Here is a 19,130-nt window from a genome sequence, read left to right on the forward strand (position 1 = left end):
CACGGGCACCGAAGGCGCATAGCGCGGTTTGCGGGCCGGTATCGCCTGTGTCACACCGCGCCCCCTCGTATGTCCAGCTCCGCGCTCTCTCATCTGCGCAACGTCTGCATCATCGCGCACGTCGACCACGGGAAGACGACTCTCGTGGACTCGATGCTCAAGCAGACGGGCGTGTTCCGCAGTGGTCAGGAGGTCGCGGATCGCGTCCTCGACTCGAACGATCTCGAGCGCGAGCGAGGCATCACGATCCTCGCGAAGCAGTGCTCGGTCCGCTTCCCGGACCCCGGTGCTCCTGGGAGGCCGGGCGGCGAGATCAAGATCAACATCGTCGACACGCCCGGGCACGCCGACTTCGGCGGCGAGGTCGAGCGCACGCTCTCGATGGCCGACGGCGCGATCCTCCTCGTCGACGCGGCCGAGGGCCCGCTGCCGCAGACGCGCTTCGTGCTCGGCAAGGCGCTCTCGCTCGGCATGACGATCATCGTCGTCATCAACAAGATCGATCGCCCCGACGCGCGCCCCGACGAGGTGCTCAACGAGGTCTTCGATCTCTTCGTCGACCTCGAGGCGTCGGACGAGCAGGCGGACTTCCCGGTCCTCTACGCCATCGGCAAGCAGGGCATGGCGAAGCGCTCGCTCGAGGAAGAGGGCAAGGATCTGATGCCCCTCTTCGAGACGATCATCGAGCGCGTGCGTCCGCCCAAGGGCGACCCGAGCGCGCCGCTGCGCATGCTCGTGCACGACACGCAGCACGACGACTACGTCGGTCGTCTCGCGATCGGCAAGGTCGTCGACGGATCGATCGGCGACAACATGCCGGTCGCGCGCATCGCCGAGCACGACAAGCAGGTCCGCGCGAAGATCACGAAGGTCTACAACTTCGAGGGCATGGTCCGCACGCCCTGCGGCTCCGTGTCGGCGGGCGACATCGTCGCGCTCGCGGGCATGGACGAGGTGCAGATCGGCGACACGATCACCGATCCCGAGAAGCCCGCCGCCGCGTTCCCGCGCATCCGCGTCGAGGAGCCGACCCTCAAGGTCACGTTCCTCGTCAACACGTCGCCCTTCGCCGGCAAGAGCGGCAAGTGGGTCACGTCGCGGCACCTGCGCGAGCGCCTCGAGAAGGAAGCGAGGAAGAACCTCGCGATGCGCTTCGAGCCGACCGACCAGCCCGACGTGTTCACGGTGCTCGGGCGCGGCGAGCTGATGATCGCGGTGCTCCTCGAGACGATGCGCCGCGAGGGCTACGAGATGGCCGTCGGCATGCCCGAGGTCGTCGTGAAGGAAGAGGCCGGGCAGAAGCTCGAGCCGGTCGAGCGCGTCGTCGTCGACGTGCCCGAGAACTTCGTCGGCGTCGTCACCACGAACCTCGGCCAGCGCCGCGGTCAGATGGTGAAGATGACGAACCTCGGCTTCGGCCGCGCGCGCATCGAGTTCCGCGTGCCGAGCCGCGGGCTCATCGGGTTCCGCTCGCAGTTCCTCACCGAGACGCGCGGCACCGGCCTGCTCAACACGCTCTTCGACGGCTGGGAGCCCTACGCCGGCCCGATGCTGCGCCGTCCGAGCGGCGCGATGGTCAGCGATCGCACCGGCGAGTGCACGGCGTACGCGCTCGATCACCTCCAGCCGCGCGGCGTGCTCTTCGTGAAGCCGGGCGACGAGGTGTACGAGGGCATGGTCTGCGGCGAGCACAACCGCGAGAACGACCTCGACGTGAACGTCGTGCGCGAGAAGAAGCTCTCGAACGTGCGCAGCAAGAACAAGGACGACAACGTCGTCCTCTCGCCGCCGCGCGTGATCACGCTCGAGCTCGGCCTCGAGTTCGTCGATCGCGACGAGCTGATGGAGGTCACGCCCGACGCGATCCGCCTCCGCAAGAAGGTGCTCGAGATCGCGCGTCGCCCCCGTCGCGACGCGGAGTGAGCGAGGCACCGGTCGCGTGATGAACGAGGGCGCGTCGCGAGAGCGGCGCGCCCTCTTCGCGTTCTGGCGCCGGGGTTGCAGGGCTGGATCGGGTGCCCACTTCGGCACGCGCGATGGCTTGCGGCATCGTGCCTCACGTGCCACGACACCGCGCTTTCACCGCCAGAAGGGACGGGGATCTCGACCGATGAAGCACACGATCGACACCGGGCTCGACCAGCAGCTGTCGAAGAAGGCGATCGAAAAGGCGATGGACGCGTACAAGACGCGCTTCGCCGACTACTCGCCGCGCTTCGACTGGACCGGCGACGATCGCGGCGAGTTCTCGTTCAACGCCAAGGGCGTGAAGCTCAACGGGAACATCGTCGTGCGCGATCGGAAGGTCGACGTCGACATGCACGTGCCGCTGCTCTTCCGCGTCTTCCAGGGCAAGGCGATGGAAGTGATCGAAGAGCAGGTGAAGCTCTGGGTCGAGAAGGCCAAGCGCGGCGAGCTCACCTGATCGGCATCGGCAGCGGGCGCGGGTCGGGCTGCGTCGCTTCCTTCACGTCGTAGACGCTGAAGCCCGCGCGCTCGTAGGTCGCACGCGCCGAGGGATGGTCGAGCGAGCACGTGTGCACCCACACGCGCTCGACGTCCCGCGCGTCCCACGCGCGACGAATCGCCGCGTCGAGCAGCCAGGGCCCGATGCCGCGCCCGATCGCCTCGGGCACGAGCCCGAAGTACGCGAGCTCGACCTCGCGCGGCACGCGGCGATCGAGCTCGTAGTAGCCCGCGGGCACGCCTCGCTCGTACGCGACCGCGATCTCGACCCGCGGGTCGTGCACGATCGCGGCGAGCGTCGCGTCGTCCATGCGCCGTCGATCGACCCAGAGCCACGGCGCGCCCACGCTCTCGTAGAGATATCGATAGAAGTGCAGCGGCGGGCGCTCGATCGCGCGCAGCTCGAGCCCCTCCGGCGCAGCACGCGCGGGCGTGCGCGGCGCGCTGCGCATCTCGAGCGACCAGGTCGTCACGCGCAGCTCGGTCTTCGTCGACACGCGCGCATGCTGGATCGACGCACCGCACGAGCAAGCCATCACGGCGGCGCGCTCGGCACCACGATGCGCAACGCTTCGATCAGCAGGCGCACCACGAGCGGCCCGAGCAGGATCCCCCACGGCCCGAGCGCGACGAGCCCGCCGACCATCGACACCAGCAAGAGCAGCACGTGCATGTCGACCTTGCCGACGCGCGCGAGCACGGGGCGCAGCAGGTTGTCGATCGTCGACACCACGAGCCCGTTCCACGCGAGCATCGCGAGCGCCTCGCCACGTCGTCCGGTGATCCAGAGGCCGATCACGACCGGGCCCCACACGAGCCCGGTGCCGATCGTCGGGATGAACGACGCGAAGAACGTGAGGAACCCGAGCACCAGCGCGCGCTGCACGCCGATCGCGGCGTACGCGCCGCCCGCGAGCACCGCCTGCACCAGCCCGGTGAGCCCGAGACCCACGAGCAGACCGCGCCCGGTCTCGACGAACGCATCCGCGAGACGCCGCACGTCGCGACGCTCGAGCGGCACGTGCGCGACCGCCCACGCGAACGCGCGCCGTCCCTCGACCAGCCCGACGTAGGTGCCCGCGAGGAACACCACGAGGCCGAGCGCGATCTCGCCCGCCGCGCCGACGACGTCGGTCGCCATCGACCAACCTTCGGGCCCCGTGCTGCGCAGCCACGCGACGAGCGCCTCGGGGCTCGAGAGCACGCGGATCGCGTCGCTCGGCGTCTGCTGCTCGGCGATGACGAGCTCGAGCGCAGCGCGGCCGGTGCCGGTCGCGAGCGCATCGCGGATCATGCTGCGCGCATCGGCCCAGAGCGCCGCGCCGGTCGCGATCGCAGGGCCCGCCACCATCGCGAGGATCGCGAGCGTGACCATCGCCGCAGCGGTGCGGCGACGATCACGACGGGGCGCGAGGCGATCGACCCACGGCGTCGCGAGCGCGGCGGTCCACCCCGCGAGCACGAGCCAGGGCACGTACGGCGAGAGCACGATCACGCTCCCGATCGTCAGCGCGAGCGCGATCGCGCGGAGCGTGTTCGCGCGCGCAGGCGAGAGCGCCGAGGGGCGAGCAGCATCGGTGGTGCTCGTGGCCACGGACCAGGGATACGCAAACGCGAGGCCGCGCCGCGACACCGCCCGCGGTCACGCGCCCGGTGCTCGCGCTGTCACGGCGCGACACCGGTGGCTCAGTGCCGCTGTGGCATCCTCGCGCGCAGGAGGCAGCGAGCGATGAAGAGCGTCTTCCGCGACGACGTGCTCGAGACGAAGGTCGCATTCGTGACCGGCGGCGGCTCCGGCATCTGCAAGGGGATCGCGCGCGCGTACCTCGCGCACGGGGCGCGCGTGGCGATCGTCGGACGCAAGGCGGATCGCCTCGAGGAGGCCGCGCGCGAGCTCGCGCACGAGACCGGCGGCGAGTGCATCGCGTGTCCGGCGGACGTGCGCAATCCGCAGGAGGTCGAGGGCGCGATCGAGAAGACGCTCGACCGCTTCGGCACGCTCGACGTCGTGGTGAACGGCGCAGCGGGGAACTTCCTCGCGCCCGCCGCACAGCTCTCCTACAACGCGTTCCGCACCGTCGTGGAGATCGACACGCTGGGCACCTGGAACGTGAGCAAGGCGGCGTTCCAGCGGCACCTGCGCGATCACGGCGGGCACATCGTGAACATCACGGCGACGCTGCACTACGCGGCGACGCCGATGCAGGCGCACGCGTCGGCCGCGAAGGCGGGCGTGGACGCGATCACGCGCTCGCTCGCGCTCAAGTGGGGACAGCTCGGGATCCAGGTGAACGGGATCGCACCCGGGCCGATCGCGGAGACGGAAGGGCTCTCGCGGCTGGCGCCGCCGGGCTACGTCGAGAAGCTCGTGCAGACGATCCCGCTGCGTCGGCTCGGGCGCATCGACGACGTCGCGAGCTGCGCGGTGTGGCTGGTATCGGGCGCCGCGTCGTACGTGCACGGCGAGACGATCGTGGTGGACGGAGGCGCGTGGCTGCCCGGAATGGGCGGGATGATGAGCTTCTAGGGACGTGTTCGAAACCCGTCGCCGACCACGCTCACGTCGACGATCGTGAACGGTCGAATCGGCTACCGATGCGTCACATGCCAGGCGAATCGGCTGAGATCAGCCGCCCAGACAGCCGATTCGTCTACGCGCTCCGGCGCTGCCCGCGCGCGCGCAGCGTGGTGTCGAGGACCTCGCGGAGGCTCGACGCGTCGACCGGCGTGTCGAGCATCACGTCGAACCCCGCATCCTCGACACGCCGGCGCGCGGAGTGGTCGGCGATCGCGGCGATGCGCGCCTCGCCGCTCGGTGCGGCGCTCGTCGCGGCCCGCAGCCGGCGCACCACCTCGCGCACGCCGGTCATGCCCGCGACGTCGATCAGCACGAGGTCCGCGCCCGCGAGCGCGATCGCGTCGATCGCCGCGGGCACATCGCGCACGAACGTCGCGGCGTGCCCCCACAGACCGATCAGATCGCGCAGCGTCTCGCCCGTGCGCTCGTCGGTCGAGAGCAGCACCACGCCACCTGCCGAGCGCTCGCCCGAGCTGCCCTCGCTCGCGCCTTCCGCGCGCGCGAGCGGGAAGCGCACCGCGAACTCGCTGCCGCGCCCGAGGCCATCGCTGCGCGCGGCGACCGACCCGCCGTGCAGCTCGATCAGGCGCTTCACCAGCGAGAGCCCGAGGCCGAGCCCGCCTGCGGAGCGCGCGATGCCCGGCGCCGCTTGGTAGAACGTCGCGAAGAGCTTCGGCAGCACCTCGGGCGCGATGCCGTCGCCGTCGTCGCGCAGCACGAGCTCCGCGACGCCGCGCGGATGCGCTTCCACATCCGTCAGCGTGCGCAGCGCGATCTCGATGCGCCCGCCCACGCGCGTGTGGCGGATCGCGTTGTCGAGGAGGTTCGTGAAGATCTGCTCGATGCGCGCGGCATCGCCCTCGACGTAGACCGGATCTTCGCCGAGCGAGAGCTCGACGCGTCGGGTGCTCGCGTTCGGCAGCGTGTCGCTCATCGACGCCGCGAGGGTCGCGATCCACGCGCGCAGATCGAGGCGCTCGCGGCGCAGCTCGATCGCGCCGCGGGTGACGCGCGCGACCTCGAGCAGATCACCGACCAGCCGCGCGAGCTGCTTGGTCTGGCGATCGATCACCGCGCGCGCGCGCTCCTCGAGCGGGTCGCGCGCCGGCTGCATCGCGAGAAGCGGGAGCGCGCTCGAGATCGCGGCGAGCGGATTGCGCAGCTCGTGCCCGAGCATCGCGAGGAACTCGTCCTTGCGTCGATCCGCTTCGATGAGACGCTCGGCGCGCGCGCGCAGCTCGAGCTCGGCCGAGCGCAGGCGCAGCAGCGAGCGCACCGTCGCGATCAGCTCCTGCGGCTCGAAGGGCTGGGTGAGGTACCCGTCGGCGCCGACCTCGAGGCCGAGCACCTTCTTGTCGGGCGTGACGAACGCCGCGGACGTGTGGAGCACCTTGATGCTCGCGGTCTCCGAGCACGACTTGAGCTGCCGGCACACCTCGAACCCGTCGGTGTCCGGCAGCTTCACGTCGAGCACGATCACGTCGGGCTGTGGTAGCCCGCGCGCGAGCTCGATCGCGCGCTGTCCCGTCGCCGCCTCCGCCACGCGGTACCCCGCGCCCCTCAGCATCCGCGTCACCATGTAACGCGCAGCGAGGTTGTCGTTGACGTTCAGGATCAGCGCTTCTCGGTCGGTCTCGCCCATCGCAAGGTGACGGAAGTGGGGTCTCTCGGTACCTAGCCCCCGTGTCCCGGGTTCGAAACCGGGTGGATACCCGCCTTGTGGAGAGCATCACGGATGCGCTGGATCGCCAGCTCTCTCGAGAGGTTCTCCTTGGAGAGGATCGACTCGGTCGTCTGGGCCAGGCGCTGGCGCTCCGCATCCCCCAGCGCGTGCGACGAGAGGATCACGACCGGGATCGGCCGCGTGCGCGGATCGGACTTCAGCGCGTCGATCACGTCGAACGCGGTCATGCGACCGGCCGACGGAGTCTCCTCGAGCAGGAAGTCGAGGATGATGACCTGCGGCTGCTGGTCGTGCGCGAGGCGCACGCCGTCGTGGCCCGTCGCTGCCTCGATCAGCTGGAACGAGGTTCCGTCGAGCAGCCGCCGCACGACATAGCGGGCGCGCTCGTCGTCGTCGATGACGAGCACCTTCGCCTGGCCCGCGCGCTTCGGGATCTGCTCGAGCCGGCGCAGCAGTCGATCTTGATCGAGCGGCTTGAGCCAGAACTCGTCGGCACCGAGCGCGCGCGCCTTCTGCTCGCGGTTCATCACCGTCACGACGAGCACCGGGATGTCGCGCGTCGCGGGGCTCGACTTCACCTCGGAGAGGAACTCCCAGCTCGTCTCGCCCTCGAGCATGATGTCGAGGACGATCGCGGCCGGGTTCACCTCCGCGAGCAGCGCGCGCGCATCGGCGATCGAGCGCGCGGGGATCACCTGGTACCCGGCGAGCGAGAGGTAGCGCTCGTAGACGAAGATCGTCTTGCGGTCGTCCTCGACGACCAGCACCGGCTGGCGCGACGGATCGCGCTGGCGACCACGCTCGCGGATCTCCTCGACGGTGCGCACCTCGGGGTGCACGCGCGGGATCACGAGCGTGAAGCGCGAGCCCTTGCCGAGCTCGCTCTCGACCTCGATCGCGCCGCCCAGCAGCTCCGCGAGCTTGCGCGAGAGCGGCAGGCCGAGGCCGGTGCCGCGCAGGTGGAGCGCGGCGGGCGCGCGATAGAACTCCTCGAACACGCGCGGCAGATCGGCGGGCGCGATGCCCATGCCGGTGTCGATCACCGAGACGCGCACCTCGTTGGACGATGCCGCGACGGCGACACGCACGTCGCCCCGCTCGGTGTACTTGAGGCCGTTGGTGATGAGGTTCCGGAGGATCTGCGCGACCTTGCCGCGATCGGTCTCCAGCAGGACCTCGTCGCGCGGCGCGTCGATCGAGAGCTGCACGCGATCACCCTCGGGGACCAGCGGGCGCAGCATGCCGCGCAGCGTCTCGAAGAGATCGGCGATCGCGAACTTCGACGCGCGCACGCTCGCGATGCCCGACTCGAGGCGCGCGAGATCGAGCATGTCGTTCACGAGCAGCGCGAGCTCCTCCGCGGCCGAGCGCACGAAGCGCACCTGCGTGCGCTGCTCCTCGGAGAGCGGTCCGTCCGTCTCGTCGAGCAGGAGCTGCGAGAGCCCGAGGATCGAGTGGATCGGCGTGCGGAACTCGTGGCTCACGTTCGCGACGAGGCGCGACTTCACCTCGGCGCTGGTCGCCGCTTCTTCGGCGCGCTGCGCGAGCTCGTCGTGGAGCTGGACGATCCCGCGGTTCGACTCCGAGAGCTCGTGGTTGACGCGGAGCAGCTCGCGGCCCTGTCGCGCGAGCTCGCGGTTCAGCGCGTCGACCTCGCGCAGCGCGCCCGACGTCGAGCCCGACACTGCGACGAGGTCCTCGGGCAACACGCTCGCGAGGACCGCGAAGCCGGTGCCATCGGGCTCCGGCGCGCTCGCGCAGACGAGCGTCACCGGGCGATCGCCCGCGAGCACGCAGAGCTCCCATCCCTCGAGAGGCTCGCGCGCAGCGCGCTCGCAGAAGATCCCGAGCTTCTCCTCGGCGCCGGGGCACGCGAGCTCGGTGAGCCGTTGACCCAGCCGCACGCCGAGGACGCGCAGCGCGCGGTCGTCACGCCACGTGATCACGGCCGACGCATCGCACGCGAGCGCGAGCTCCCGGCTGTGCCGTTCGACCAGTCGAGAGACGAGCGGCGAGCTCACGAGCAGCGGTGCTCCGCGGTGGCGAGGCGGGGGATCGACACGACCGAGGATCGATCGTGCGCGCGATCACGGGATACGGGCTCCCTCGCGCGCAGGCAACCTCGGAACGCCTATCCGCTCGGGCCTCGCGGGCGCTCGATCACACGCGTGAGCGTGCGTGCTGGGGCAACTTGCCTCAGCACGCACGCATTTCGATCACGCACCGACGAGCGCGCCACCGCACACGCGCAGCACTTGGCCGGTCAGGCCGTGCGCGTGAGGCGTGGCGAGGAACGTGATCGCATGTGCGACGTCGTCGGGCTCGCCGCCCTGTCCGAGCGCCGCGAGACGACGGCCGGCCTCGCGGATCATCAGCGGGATCGCGGCGGTGAGGCGCGTCTCGATGAAGCCCGGGGCGATCGCGTTCACCGTGATGCCGCGCGACGCGAGCTGCGGCGCGAGCGCGCGCGCGAGGCCCGCGATGCCGGACTTCGACGCGGCGTAGTTGCTCTGCCCGACGTTGCCGGCGAGCCCCGCGATCGACGAGAGCAGGATCACGCGACCGCCGTCGCGCAGCGGGCCCTTCGCGAGCGCGTCGGTGATGCGCACCACCGCGCCGAGGTTCACGTCGACGGCCTGATCCCACTCCTTCGTCGACATCTTCGCGAGCGTGCGATCGCGGGTGATGCCCGCGTTGTGCACCACGATGTCGAGACCGCCGTGCGACTCCGTGATCGCGCGCGCGATGCGCGCCGGCGCGTCGGGATCGGTGATGTCGGCCGAGATGGTGCTGCCGCCGATCGAACGCGCGACCGCGAGCGTCTCTCGCTCGTCGTCGGGGCGATCGAGGAGCACCACGCGCGCGCCTTCGGCGGCGAGCAGGCGCGCGGTCGCCGCGCCGATGCCGCGCGCCGCGCCGGTGACCAGCGCGACCTTGCCGTGGAGCGAGCGCGCGCAAGCGATCTCGCCGGCGAGCGGCGCGGCGACGCGCGTGACGCGGAACGGCTGCGCGGTCACGAACGCCGAGCGCGCGCTCGCGAGGAACACGATCACGCCACGCGCGCGCTCCTCCGCGCCCTCGCCGACCACCACGAGGTTCGCAGTGGCGCCGCGGCGTCCGACCTCCTTCGCGACGCTGCGCACGAACCCGTCGAGCGCCTGCTGCGCAGCGGCGGCCTCGGGAGAGCCCATCGACTCCGGCGCGCGACCGATCACGATCACGCGCCCCGAGCGCGCGAGCTTCGCGACCGGTGCGTGCAGCGCATCGTAGAGCGAGCGCAGATCGGCGACGCGCGTCAGGCCCGTCGCGTCGACCACGAGCGCGCCGATCTTTCCTTCGCTCGGCGCCTCGGACAGCACGCGCGCGCCCGCGCCGCGGAGCACCTGCGCGACGACGTCGGACATCGGCCCGTGCAGCGCGATCACCGCGTCGAGCCCGGCGAGCTCCTGCTCGCGCCATGCACCTTCGGCCCGACGGAGCGGCTCGGGAACGGGCGATGGAAGCCCGATGCGCTGCACCAGGTTGCGCGCCACCGGGCGCTTCGCGATCTCCAGGAGTACGTCGCTCATCTCACCGTCTCCATCTCTCCAGCCCCTCACGTGCACGTGCTCGTTTCACCGGACCACGCGCCCTTCCATCACGACGCCGTCCTGCGCATCGACGACCCAGATCGCATCGCCGTCCGCGAGCACCCGCGCGCTCCCTGGCAGCACGAGCGGCCGCGTGAAGCGCGCATCGAGCTCGGCGAGCCCACCGCGCGCGCGACGCACGATCTCCCAGGCACGCGAGTAGGTCCCGAACCCGTGCAGGATCACGCCGCGGAACCCGCTCGCGCGCGCCCACGGACGTGCCCAGTGGATGGGATTGAAGTCGCCGGTGAGCAGCGCGAACTCCCACCCTGCGCGCGCCCCGACGTCGAAGCGCCCGAGCTCGCGCGCGCCCGCGCTCGCCTTCGGCGCTTCCTTCTTCGCGCCATCGCCCCGACGTCCCTTCGCGAGCGGCACGAACGCGCGCACCTCGGCGTTCACCAGCTGCGTCGCGCCCTCGACGCCCGTCGTGAAGCGCTGCGTGATCACCGCGCGCTTCCCGTCGTCGTCGATCGCCGCGAGCCGGCCGCGCACGATCAGGTCGCGACCGCGCGGGAGCTCGCCGCGCACCTCGAGCCGGCATCCCGCGTTCACCGCGCGCAGCAGCGGATACCGCAGCCCGCCGAGCAGCTCGCCGCTCATCGCGAACGCCCACTGCGGGAAGAGATGCGCGGGCACCGTGCCGTCGCGCGGCGCGCCCACTGCGTCGGCGTACGCATCGATCAGCGCGTCGGGCAGCGCGGGCACACGCCGCTCGAGCCACTCACCGGGCACGATCGGCGGCATGCCGCGGAGCGGCCCGGGCACGAGCCCCGCGAGCGCGAGCGAGCCCATCCCGCGCAGCGTGTCCCTCTGGAGCCGCGCGAAGCGCAGCGTCTCTTCGGTGGTGGTCATCGCTTCACTCCGCTGCTTCGCGGTGGACCGCCGCACCCACGTCGTGACCGAGCTTCGCGAGCAGGCGATCGCCGGTCGTCGTGATCTCGTCGAGCAGGAAGCGCACGCGCGGCTCGGCGCGCTCGAGGTGACGCTCGAGGATCTCGCGGCGCGCCGGATCCTTCTTCGACTGCTCGAGGAGGATCTCGCCGATCGCCTCGTCGCAGAGGATGCGCGTGAGGCGCTCCGCGTGGAGCATCGCGAACGCGAAATCGCGCTTGGGATCCCAGTTCTTCGCGAAGCGATCGGCCCACTCGGTGATCGGCACGTCTCTCCCAGCCAACACAGCGCCCAGGCCGCGCAGCTTGTCGCTCGCGGTGCGCATGATCAGGTGCTGCTGCGCCTGGTGCGACATCGCCTGGATGCGCGCGAGCTTCTTCTCGAGCCCGTCGCGCGCGCTCACCGCGCGCCACCGCGCCTGCGCGCCGCGACGCACGAAGCGCTGCGGGTTCTTGATGATCCCGCCGAGCGTGTCCTTCATCGCCATGAGCGCCTGGATCTGCGAGGTGCCCTCGTAGATCGGCATCACCATCGCGTCGCGCAGCAGCTTCTCCGCGCCGTACTCGGTCGTGTAGCCGACTCCGCCGTGGATCTGCACGCAGCGCCTTCCCATCTCGACCGCCTTCTCGGCGCCGAGGTACTTGAGCAGCGGCGTGACGCGACGCGCGGCGCGACGATGACGCGCGGCCTTCTTCTCGATCGCCTTGCGCTCCTCGGCCGAGAGATCGCCGCGGAACTTCAGCTGCAGGCCGAGCTTCTGGCCCATCTCCTCGTGGAACACGCCCTCGACGCAGAGCGCGCGGATGCCCGCGACGTCCGTCTTCATCTCCTCGAGGTAGTCCGCGATCATCTCGTGGCGATCGATGGTCTTGCCCATCGATCGACGCTGCGCCGCGTACTCCTCGGCCAGGCGGATCGCGGCCTCGCAGAGGCCCACGCACTCGAAGCCGACGCCCACGCGGGCGCCGTTCATCAGCGTGAGCATGTACTCGAAGCCCTCGCCCCTCTTGCCGATCAGCATCGCGGGCGCGCGCTCGAACGCGAGCGCCGCGGTGACCGACGCGTGGTGCCCGAGCTTCTCCTCGACGCGCTCGAGCGTGACCACGCGACGGCGCGTTCCGTCGGGCAGATCCTCGTAGGTCGGCACGAGGAACATCGAGAGGCCCTTGAGGCCCGCGAAGGGATCGTCGGGCGCGCCCGCCTTCTCGGTCCGCGCGATCACGAAGTGCCACTTCCCGTGGCCCGACGTGATGAAGATCTTCTGGCCGGTGACGAACCAGTTGCCCTTCTCGTCCTGCTCACCGACCGCGCGCAGCTGCGCCATGTCGCTGCCGGCGTCGGGCTCGGTGATGTCCATGCAGCCCCACGACTCGCCGCGCGCGATCTCGCGGATGACGTTCTCGAAGCGCGTCTTCTTGATCTCGCCGGTCGTGGGATCGACCTCGGTCGTGCCCTCGCGGATCGAGAACATGAGCGCCGCGAGCGCCATGCCTCCGTGGAAGCCGTGGTGCGCCATCGTGCTGACGTCGGCGCGCCCGAAGATCTCGCTCGCCAGGTAGTAGAGCGCGAGCGGCGCGTTCATGCCGCCGAGCTCGCGCGGCACGCAGAGGCCGTGCAGCTCCATCTGCTTGATCCGATCGAAGATGCCCTGGAGGAAGTCGGGCAGGCGCGCCTCGCCCTTCTCGAAGATCACCGCCTCGCGATCGATGCGCGCGACGTGCGGCGCGATCTCGTCGGCGACGAACTGACCGACCATGTCGGCGATCTCGAGGTAGAGCTCGGTCGCTTCCTCCGTGCTCTTCGGGCCGCCGGGGCTCCGGAACTCGTGCTCGGTCACGCGCACCAGCGCGTCCCAGTCGAGCCCCTTCTCGAAGTACCAGCGGAGGTCGTCGTTGTCCTTGTAGAAGTTGCCCATTGCGATCAGTCCCCTCGGTCAGCCAGCCATCAGCGCCGCACGCGCGACGCGCTTGATCTCGTTCGCGATGCGCGCGGGGAGCTTCGTCCCCGTGCTCCGCGACCCGTTGCTCCCGCGCGCAGCGGCGAGCATCGACACCGTGCCGGTGGTCGCGACGTTTCCGATCACCAGGTGGATCACCATCACCACGTAGGCCTCGGGATCGACGTCGGCGCGCAGCGCCCCCGCGCTCTGACCGCGCTGGATCGACTCGGTCACCACCGCCATCCACGGCGACGCGTACGTCGCGAGCAGCGCGCGCATCGCGTCGGGACGATCGAGCGCCTCGCGCAGGAGCAAGCGCGCGCGATCGGGATCCTCGGCGAAGAACGCGATGGTCTCGTCGAGCACCGCGTCGAAGCGATCCTCGCGCGTCGCGGCGCGCATCAGCGCGGGCAGCGCCTCGTTCCAGCGCGAGAGGAGCGCGTCGAGCACCGCGCGGTGCAGCTCGTCCTTGCTCGCGAAGTGCCAGAGCAGCGAGGGCTTCCGCATCCCGACCGCGTCGGCGATGTCCTGCAGCGAGGTCGCGTCGAGGCCCTTCTGCGCGATGAGCTTCGTCGCGGCGCGGAGGATTCGATCACGCGCGTCCGGCTCGGGCCGCGGCTTCGCGTCGGCCTTCTTCGGTGCGCTGCTGCGACGGCTTGCAGGGGTTGCCACGACTCTCCCTAACGCTCGGTCGGGAGATCCCTACCACTCGTTAGAGGAAGTCGCAAGCGACGGAACGACTGGGTCCCACACCGCGGGACTTGTCGGCGCGCGCGAGCGGATCGCGATCAACTCGGAACACCGAGGAAACACTCGTTGCGCTACATTGGAGTCGTGCCTTATCGCACGGACGCCTCGGCGCTCGGGCGAGAGCGAGCGCGAATGCTCGCCGAGCTCAAGGATCTCGAGTCGCGCTTCACCGACGTGTTCTGGCAAGAGCTCGCCGCGGGGCTCGGAGTCTCGCGATGGAGCCTCGAGGACGTCCCTCGCAGCGCGGAGCTCGCGGCACGTGATGCGCTGATGCGCAGCGAGGCCGCCCGGAGCACGCGCCTCGAAGATCAGGTCGCGGAGCTGGGCGTGCGCATCGCCGCGCTCGAGCGCGTGATCGCGCGATGGAGCTCGCTCACTCGCGCGTGGCGTCGCCCTTCGTCGCGCGCGCCGCGTGGTGATGGATCGCGCAGCGGCGGCGCCGATCCGACGGTCGAGACGGTGCTCGCGCGCGAGCGCATCGAGTCGATGTTGCGCGAGCTGCGCCCTCGCCTGCCGATCGACGTGCGCGTGAAGCCGAACGGCGCGCTGCGCGTGCACTGGGCGATCGCGACCTCGGCGCCGCGCGGGATCGGCGCGGTGCGGCTCGAGCCCGAGCGACTGCTCGACGATCTGCGCAAGGTCGCTGGCGTGCTCACCGACATCGACGTGGGCGACGACCGCTTCGACGGCGCGTTCCTGGTGCGCGGCCACGAGCCGACGGTGCGCAGCGTGCTCGATCACGAGACGCGCGGGCGCTTGCTCCGGCTCGACGCGCGCTGCGCGGATCTGCGCGTGGACGTCGATGGCGGCGAGGCGGTGGTGCGCATGCACTCGTCGCCGACGCTGGAGCTGCTCGAGGACGCGCTCGCGGTGCTGGCGCGGCTGCGTCGCGCGCCGGTGCGTCCGCTGCGCTACGACGACGTCTGATCGCTCGAGGACTGTCGAGAAAATCGGCTCGCCCGCCGGTCCCGCTCCCGTCCGGGACCTGCGGGACGAGCACTCCGGCGAGGACTCAGCGACAGCGGTACGCCGGCGTGCCGTCCCACGTGAAGAGGGGCATGGGGGCGGCCGTGTCGCAGGTCATGCCGGTCGGGCACGGGCGCGACGTGGTGCAGAACGCGGTGCACGTTCCGTCGCCGGCCGCCGGCGCGTCGCAGACGAGCATCGGCAGGCAGCTACCGGTGCCGGCGCACGCAGTGCCCGGCGTCCCGGTGCCCTCACCGGCACAGCGCGCGATCGTCGTCGCGGGGCGCACGAGCACGCTGCAGGTCGTCATCGCGCCGCACTCGGCGCTCGTGAACGGATTGCAGGTCCCTCCGCCGTCGACGCGCGGCGTGTTGGTCCCTCCGTCCTCGAAGTCGAAGCCCGAGAGATCGTAGCTACACGACGCGAGCAGCAGCGAGATCGTCACGAGCACGCGCCGCATCAGAAGGTCCCCTCGAGCGCGAGCCCACCGAGGCCGACCTGCAGACGCACGCCCTCGCGCTCGGCGTGGCGCACCACGGTCGTGCGCGCCGAGCCCTCGACGAAGAACACGATCGCGGTGAGCACACCGAGCGAGGCCGCAGAGATCCACAGCGCGTTGGTCGCGATCTCGTAGCCCTCGAGCTCGCCGCTCACGAAGTCACGCGTGCACCCGGTGATCGCGCACTGATCGCGCAGCTCGTCGCGCCGCCCTTCTCCCTCGACCCACACGATCGGCGACGCGATCGCGGCGCCCACGGTGAGCACGAGCAGCGGCCAGGTCCACACGAACGAGGGACCGCTGTCGACGACCTCGTCGACCGGCGGCGTCGGATCCGAGATCACGACCGACCGCGACGGCTCGCTCGGAGGCGCGGGCTCGCCGCCCATCGGCGTCATCACCGGACGATCCTCGCGGCGCGGGGTCTCGCGCGGCGGCGGCGTCACGTCGACGTGCTGCTGCTCGCGCAGATCGTCGCGCAGCGAGGCGAGGCGCTGCTCGACCTCGGTGCGGTTGCGCGCGTCGGGCACCGACGCGAGGTACTGCTCGAACGCGATGATCGACTCCTCGAGCCGCCCGAGGCGATCCGCGGTGACGCCGATGTCGTAGAGGAGCTCGGCGCGACCGCTCGAGGCGTAGAGCGCGCGGAAGCGCGCGAGCGCGTCCTCGTACCGCCCTTCGTGCCACGCGCGCGAGGCCTCGGTGTACTGCTCGGCGAAGAGATCGCGCGGCGGTGGGACGGCCGCTCCGCCGGTGTGCGCGCCACCGGTGTGCGCGCCCTGCGCAGACGCGCTGGAGGCGATCGAGACGAGCAGCGCGAACGAGAGCGCGAGAACGGAACGCACCGCCCGCGAGGATGCCGCAGCCCCTCGGCGCGAACAACTCAGCACGCGGGAACGGCGCAGCTCGCCGAGCCGTCGGCGTCGACGAGGCATTCGAGCGGCGCGGCGCAGCGTCCCGCGGCACCACAGGGCTCGCCCTCCGAAGCAGGAGGCTGGCACGTCGAGACGATGCACGAGCCCTCGCAGTCGTCGGGAGCGTCGCAGGCGGCACCCTCGGGCGAGCGCACGCAGCGCCCGTCGCGACACTCACCGAGCAGACAAACGTCCTCGCATGCGTCGCCGAGCGACGGAAGCGGCGCGCACTCGCCGGCATCGCAGGAGAAGCCCGTGGGGCACACCGCGCTCGACGCACACGCCGCGCCGGGCCGGGCGATCGCGACGCACCGCTCGTCGAGGCAGCGCGCGTGCTCGCCGCAGCGCGCACCGAACCGCGTGCTGCACGGCTCGCCGTCGGCGACCGTGCGGATGCAGTGAATGCCCATGCTGCACGTCAGGTCGCCGGGGCACGATTCACCGGGAGGGGCGCCGGCATCGCACCGAGCGCCTGCGGGATCCGACGAGCACCTCGCAGAGATGCACCACGGCGCGCTCGGCGGGCACTGGGAGTCGAGATAACACGCGCGTGTGGGATCCTCGCTCGTGCACTCGCCCTCTTCGCAGCGCAGCGAGAGAAGACACGGGTGCGAAGCGTCGCAGCGATCACCCAGCCACCCGACGGGCTCGCAGACGTTCGACGCGCCACAGTGCGCACCTTCCTCGCACTGGTCGCGCACCCAGACGCACTCGGCCCCGAGCGGCAGGCGCGTGACCGGCGTGCATACGCCGTCCTGGCACGAGTGGCGGTGGCCCTCGACGCCGCTCTCGCAGAAATCGGTGTCGCTGCAGCGCTCACCGGGCTCGCGAAGCCTGCCGCACAGCAGCCCGCCCGACTCCGGATCGACCGGGACGATCAGACATCGAAGCCCCTCTTCGCACGAGAGCGAGGGGCCGACGCACGGCTCGCGAGGACCGCCCCCGGGCGCGCATCGCGCGCAATCCGAGCCGGCCGCGCAGCCCAGCCCCGGCGCGCAGAGGTCGGACTCCGCGTCGGTGGGATCACAGCGATCGCCGGCGCGCAGCGCCCCCTCGAGGACGCCGTCACACGCGCGCCTCACGGCGGCGAGCACCTGCGTGTCGCCGCAGGCGGCGCGCTCGAGACCTTCCACGCACTCGACCGCGCGGGCTCCGTCGAAGCGAGCGTCACCGCGCGCGACCGCGTCGATGCGCGCGTCGAGCGATGCGCGCGCGGTCGGATGGCATGCCGACGGTGGCTCGCTCCGCTCCGCGAATTCGCAGCGCAGGGCGCGCTCGCACGACGCGGCGTGCCACGCGTCGACGAACGCACGAGGAGATGCGTCCGCGCGCTCGTGTGTCGCGGTGCAGGAGAGGAGCAACGAGGAGACGAGGAGCGCTGGCACGAGCGCGGGTGCCGCGATGCGCATCGCGCCGAGCGTACGCTCAGCGCGTGCGTGCCTGCCAGCCGATGTCGCGGCGGTGCTGTGAGCCCGCGAGCCGGATGCGATCGACCGCCGCGTAGGCGCTCGCTGCGGCGGCGTCGACGTCGGCGCCGTTCGCGGTGACGCAGAGCACGCGACCGCCTGCGCTCACCACGCGATCACCCGCGCGCTGCGTGCCCGCGTGGAACACCTGCACGCCCTCGAGCGACGCGGCATCGTCGAGGCCCTCGATCACGTCGCCCTTGCGCGGCGTGCCGGGGTAGCCGTGCGCCGCGATCACGACGCACAGCGCGGCGCCGCTCGTCGCGCTCGGACGCACGCCCGAGAGATCGCCGTTCGCGGCGCCGAGGAAGAGCGGCAGCACGTCGCCCTGCCAGCGCGCCATCAGCACCTCGGTCTCGGGGTCGCCGAAGCGCACGTTGTACTCGAGCACCAACGGCGCGCCGTCGACGATCATCAGCCCGACGAAGAGCGCGCCGACGAAGGGCGTGCCGCGCGCGCGCATCGCCGCGAGCGTGGGCTCCACGCAGCGCGCGAGGATCTGCTGCTCGAGCTCGGGCGTGACCGGCGCGGCGGGCGAGTACGCGCCCATGCCGCCGGTGTTGGGACCGCGATCGCCGTCGGCGAGGCGCTTGTGATCCTGCGCCGACGCGAGCGCGACGTAGCGCGTGCCGTCGCACACGACGTGGTAGCTGACCTCGGGGCCGCGCAGGACCTCTTCGATCACCACGCGCCCGCCCGCGTCGCCGAACACGCGCTCGCGCATGATCGTGCGGATCGCGTCGAGCGCCTCGTCGGTGTCTCCCGCGACGATCACGCCCTTCCCGGCCGCGAGCCCATCTGCTTTGACCACCAACGGTCTGCCGGCCTCGCGCACGTAGGCCTCGGCCGCGTCGGCGTCGTCGAAGATGCGGAAGCCGGCGGTGGGGATGCCCGCCTCGGCCATCAGCTCCTTGCTGACCACCTTCGAGCCCTCGAGCCTCGCCGCCTCGCGTGAGGGACCGAACGTCGCGATGCCCGCGTCGCGCAGCGCGTCGGCGAGCCCGATCACGAGCGGCGCCTCGGGGCCGATCACGACGAGCCCGACCTGCTCGCGCTGCGCGAGCGCGACGATCCCGGGCACGTCGTCGGCGCGCACGTCGATGCAGCGCGCGACCGCGGCGATCCCCGCGTTGCCGGGCGCCGCGATGACCTCTTCGACCTGCGGCGACTGCGCGATCTTCCACGCCATCGCGTGCTCGCGCCCACCGGATCCGACGACCAGTACCTTCATCGCGCCTCGGGAGAGCAGGAGAGAGGGAGGATTTCCTCCGAGGAGAGCAGGAGTGGCAGGAGAGCGGGAATCCTCTTCCTCTTCTCTCCTGGATTCCTGCTCTCCCGAGACGTGTGT

16 protein-coding genes are annotated in these 19,130 nt (G+C 71.3%); 4 read left to right on the forward strand and 12 right to left on the reverse strand.

Annotation, left to right across the window (positions count from 1 at the left end):
• The first annotated feature begins 69 nt into the window (after positions 1-69).
• On the forward strand, positions 70-1,923 hold the full coding sequence (gene typA / locus I5071_RS20795) for a translational GTPase TypA (RefSeq protein ID WP_268921243.1): 1,854 nt from the start codon (positions 70-72) through the stop codon (positions 1,921-1,923).
• A gap of 187 nt (positions 1,924-2,110) precedes the next feature.
• On the forward strand, positions 2,111-2,425 hold the full coding sequence (locus tag I5071_RS20800; RefSeq protein WP_236607243.1) for a polyhydroxyalkanoic acid system family protein: 315 nt from the start codon (positions 2,111-2,113) through the stop codon (positions 2,423-2,425).
• Here I5071_RS20800 and I5071_RS20805 read toward each other — a convergent pair.
• Both I5071_RS20805 and I5071_RS20810 read right to left on the reverse strand, forming a co-directional pair.
• Positions 2,418-2,963 (reverse strand): GNAT family N-acetyltransferase, encoded by a 546-nt coding sequence (locus tag I5071_RS20805; protein ID WP_236607244.1) that lies wholly within the window; start codon positions 2,961-2,963, stop codon positions 2,418-2,420. The genes I5071_RS20800 and I5071_RS20805 overlap by 8 nt on opposite strands.
• Before the next feature lie 38 nt (positions 2,964-3,001).
• Positions 3,002-4,060 (reverse strand): AI-2E family transporter, encoded by a 1,059-nt coding sequence (locus I5071_RS20810; RefSeq protein ID WP_236607245.1) that lies wholly within the window; start codon positions 4,058-4,060, stop codon positions 3,002-3,004.
• 135 nt (positions 4,061-4,195) lie between these two features.
• Here I5071_RS20810 and I5071_RS20815 point away from each other — a divergent pair, with 135 nt between their 5' ends.
• Positions 4,196-4,993 (forward strand): SDR family oxidoreductase, encoded by a 798-nt coding sequence (locus tag I5071_RS20815; protein ID WP_236607246.1) that lies wholly within the window; start codon positions 4,196-4,198, stop codon positions 4,991-4,993.
• Positions 4,994-5,117: 124 nt separating this feature from the next.
• Here the strand turns inward: I5071_RS20815 and I5071_RS20820 are convergent, their stop codons facing one another.
• The 6 genes from I5071_RS20820 to I5071_RS20845 form a co-directional block, all read right to left on the reverse strand.
• Positions 5,118-6,686, reverse strand: coding sequence for an ATP-binding protein (locus I5071_RS20820; RefSeq protein ID WP_236607247.1), 1,569 nt, complete (start codon positions 6,684-6,686; stop codon positions 5,118-5,120).
• A gap of 32 nt (positions 6,687-6,718) precedes the next feature.
• A complete protein-coding gene (locus I5071_RS20825; protein WP_236607248.1) occupies positions 6,719-8,749 on the reverse strand; it encodes an ATP-binding protein in 2,031 nt (676 codons plus the stop codon).
• Between the two features lie 195 nt (positions 8,750-8,944).
• A complete protein-coding gene (locus I5071_RS20830) occupies positions 8,945-10,297 on the reverse strand; it encodes a 3-oxoacyl-ACP reductase (protein ID WP_236607249.1) in 1,353 nt (450 codons plus the stop codon).
• Positions 10,298-10,342: 45 nt separating this feature from the next.
• A complete protein-coding gene (locus tag I5071_RS20835) occupies positions 10,343-11,209 on the reverse strand; it encodes a MaoC family dehydratase (RefSeq protein ID WP_236607250.1) in 867 nt (288 codons plus the stop codon).
• A 4-nt stretch (positions 11,210-11,213) separates the two neighbouring features.
• On the reverse strand, positions 11,214-13,163 hold the full coding sequence (locus I5071_RS20840) for an acyl-CoA dehydrogenase family protein (protein ID WP_236607251.1): 1,950 nt from the start codon (positions 13,161-13,163) through the stop codon (positions 11,214-11,216).
• An 18-nt stretch (positions 13,164-13,181) separates the two neighbouring features.
• Entirely contained in the window at positions 13,182-13,859 is a 678-nt protein-coding gene (locus I5071_RS20845; protein WP_236607252.1) for a TetR/AcrR family transcriptional regulator, read from the reverse strand.
• Positions 13,860-14,069: 210 nt separating this feature from the next.
• Here I5071_RS20845 and I5071_RS20850 point away from each other — a divergent pair, with 210 nt between their 5' ends.
• Positions 14,070-14,864, forward strand: a complete 795-nt coding sequence (locus I5071_RS20850) for a hypothetical protein (RefSeq protein ID WP_236607253.1) — start codon at positions 14,070-14,072, stop codon at positions 14,862-14,864.
• An 85-nt stretch (positions 14,865-14,949) separates the two neighbouring features.
• Here I5071_RS20850 and I5071_RS20855 read toward each other — a convergent pair whose 3' ends face one another.
• Genes I5071_RS20855 through purD form a run of 4 tightly spaced genes read right to left on the reverse strand, consistent with a single transcriptional unit; the run spans position 14,950 to position 19,013 of the window.
• A complete protein-coding gene (locus tag I5071_RS20855; RefSeq protein ID WP_236607254.1) occupies positions 14,950-15,363 on the reverse strand; it encodes a hypothetical protein in 414 nt (137 codons plus the stop codon).
• Entirely contained in the window at positions 15,363-16,247 is an 885-nt protein-coding gene (locus I5071_RS20860) for a tetratricopeptide repeat protein (RefSeq protein ID WP_236607255.1), read from the reverse strand. The genes I5071_RS20855 and I5071_RS20860 overlap by 1 nt, the downstream gene beginning before the upstream one ends.
• A gap of 38 nt (positions 16,248-16,285) precedes the next feature.
• On the reverse strand, positions 16,286-17,725 hold the full coding sequence (locus I5071_RS20865; protein ID WP_236607256.1) for a hypothetical protein: 1,440 nt from the start codon (positions 17,723-17,725) through the stop codon (positions 16,286-16,288).
• A 16-nt stretch (positions 17,726-17,741) separates the two neighbouring features.
• A complete protein-coding gene (gene purD, locus I5071_RS20870) occupies positions 17,742-19,013 on the reverse strand; it encodes a phosphoribosylamine--glycine ligase (RefSeq protein ID WP_236607257.1) in 1,272 nt (423 codons plus the stop codon).
• Positions 19,014-19,130 lie beyond the last annotated feature (117 nt).

Origin of the sequence: Sandaracinus amylolyticus, from assembly GCF_021631985.1 — a bacterium.
In the GTDB taxonomy this organism is placed as follows: Bacteria; Myxococcota_A; Polyangia; order Polyangiales; family Sandaracinaceae; genus Sandaracinus; species Sandaracinus amylolyticus_A.